The organism is Methylobacterium sp. WL103, from assembly GCF_008039885.1.
Taxonomy (GTDB): domain Bacteria; phylum Pseudomonadota; class Alphaproteobacteria; order Rhizobiales; family Beijerinckiaceae; genus Methylobacterium; species Methylobacterium cerastii.
The window spans coordinates 1-1,947 of the sequence record NZ_VRUX01000703.1 but is presented as its reverse complement, the minus strand read 5'-3'; the positions used below and the strand labels follow the sequence as shown (position 1 = coordinate 1,947).

The 1,947-nt window shown below is 69.2% G+C and carries 3 protein-coding genes; 1 reads left to right on the top strand and 2 read right to left on the bottom strand.

Annotated features, from left to right (window positions below):
• Window positions 1-214: 214 nt before the first annotated feature.
• The gene (locus tag FV222_RS24450) at window positions 215-748 is read left to right on the top strand and encodes a DNA starvation/stationary phase protection protein (RefSeq protein WP_147761606.1); all 534 of its coding nucleotides are present in this window, start codon (window positions 215-217) and stop codon (window positions 746-748) included.
• 85 nt (window positions 749-833) lie between these two features.
• On the opposite strand, the gene FV222_RS24445 is transcribed toward FV222_RS24450, so the two are convergent.
• Together FV222_RS24445 and FV222_RS24440 are read right to left on the bottom strand one after the other, a co-directional pair.
• Window positions 834-1,232, bottom strand: a complete 399-nt coding sequence (locus FV222_RS24445) for a cupin domain-containing protein (RefSeq protein WP_147815855.1) — start codon at window positions 1,230-1,232, stop codon at window positions 834-836.
• Between the two features lie 39 nt (window positions 1,233-1,271).
• A partial coding sequence (locus tag FV222_RS24440; protein ID WP_147815854.1) for an SDR family oxidoreductase occupies window positions 1,272-1,947 on the bottom strand: 676 nt, incomplete at its 5' end.

Genomic DNA, 1,947 nt, shown 5'->3' with positions numbered 1-1,947 from the left:
GGCCGGCCCCGCGGCCGCCCGGCACGATCCCGAACTGACCGCGGAGAGAGTTGGAACGGTTCCAGCCTGTGCGTGGGTGGCACCCCTGCCCCGCGCCCCGGACCGGCCCCGGAACAATCGCCGCCACCGTTCATTCTGCCGGGTGAGGAACGCCGGAGCCGTCGGCACGGCTGCGCGGCGTTCGCCCCCAACCGAACGAGAACGGAGCCACCCCATGGCGAAGGCCAAGCCCATCACCCGCATCGAGAGCGACCGCCTCAACACCCCGACCGACCTCGATCCGGCCGACACCAAGAAGATCGCCGAGGGCCTCGCGGTCCTGACCTCGGATCTGTTCGCGCTCTACATCAAGACCAAGAACTTCCACTGGCACATGAGCGGCCCGAACTTTCGCGACTACCACCTCCTGCTCGACGAACAGGCCGAGCAGATCTTCGCGATCGTCGACGACGTGGCCGAGCGCGCCCGCAAGATCGGCGGCTTCGCGCTGAAGTCGCTCGGCCAAGCCAAGACCCTGACCCGGGTCGCCGACAACGACGCCGAGTACGTCTCGCCGCTCGACATGCTCAAGGAGCTGCGCGACGACAACAAGGCGCTCACCGCCAACATGCGCGAGCTGCACGAGGTGACGGACGAGGCCAACGACGTCTCGACCACCTCGCTCCTCGAGGAGTGGATCAACCAATCCGAGGAGCGCACCTGGTTCCTCTACGAGTCGACCCGCAACGCCACCGACGGCGGCCACTAAGCCCTTTCGCCTGACGTGAGACGAGGCTCCGCTTCCCGAGAGGAAGCGGAGCCTTTTTCGTTAGGCCTTCCGCGGCCTAGGAGGTTCACCCGCGCTGGTACTCGGCGTCTGACACTGGTTCCATCCACGTCACCGCTTCGCCGTCCTGCCGTTCCTGGATTGCGATGTGTGTCATTGCGCTCGTCGCCGTCGCGCCGTGCCAATGCCGCTCGCCCGGCTCGAACCAGACGACGTCGCCCGGCGCGATCTCCTCGACCGGCCCGCCCTCGCGCTGCACCCAGCCCCGGCCGAAGGTGACGACCAGCGTTTGGCCCAGCGGGTGCGTGTGCCAGGTGGTGCGAGCACCGGGTTCGAACGTCACGCTCGCGCCGGAGACGCGGGCAGGGTCCGGGGCGGTGAAGAGCGGGTCGATCCGCACGGTACCGGTGAACCAGTCGTCGGGTCCCCGGCCGGACGGCTGAGATCCGCTGCGTTTGATTTCCATTCGTCGCTCCTTCGTCAGACCATCGAGGTCCGTTGGGCCTCAGAGAGACCACCCGCCGTCAACCGCGATCGCGGCGCCGGTCACGAACGCGCCGAGGTCGGAGCTCATCCACAGCACGGCCTCGGCGATCTCCTCGGGCTTGCCGAGGCGCCCGACCGGCTCCAGGTCGATCGCCTTCTGGATGTCGCCGCCGGTGAAGCGGTCCATCATCGGCGTCGCGATGTTGCCCGGCAGGATCGCGTTCACCCGGATGTTCGCCTTGGCGTAGTCGAGCGCGGCGGACTTGGTCAGGCCGATCAGGGCGTGCTTCGAGGCGGCGTAGCTCGCGCCTCCCGCGACGCCCCTGACGCCGGCGCCGGAGGAGGTGTTGACGACCACGCCGCCGCCCTGGCGCAGCATCTGAGCGATCTCGTGCTTCATGCACACGAAGGTGCCGCGCAGGTTGATGTCGAGGATCCGGTCCCATTCGTCGAGTTCGATCGCGTGGACGGGCGCCGCCCGGTTCTCGACGCCCGCGTTGTTGAAGGCGCAGTCGAGTCGCCCGAACCGCGCGACCGTGCCGGCGACCGCCGCCTCCACCGCGTCGGGCCGGGACACGTCGCAGCGGATCGGCAGCACCGCGGCGCCCGTCCCCGCCATCTCGGCCCGCACCTGCTCCAGCGCCGCTTCGTCCCGATCCGCGATCGCGACTTCGGCGCCCTCGCGCGCGAAGGCG

Coding starts and splice junctions, on each gene's coding strand:
- FV222_RS24450 (WP_147761606.1), top strand. CDS start 215: ATGGCGAAGGCCAAGCCCATCACCCGCATCGAGAGCGACCGCCTCAAC.
- FV222_RS24445 (WP_147815855.1), bottom strand. CDS start 1,232: ATGGAAATCAAACGCAGCGGATCTCAGCCGTCCGGCCGGGGACCCGAC.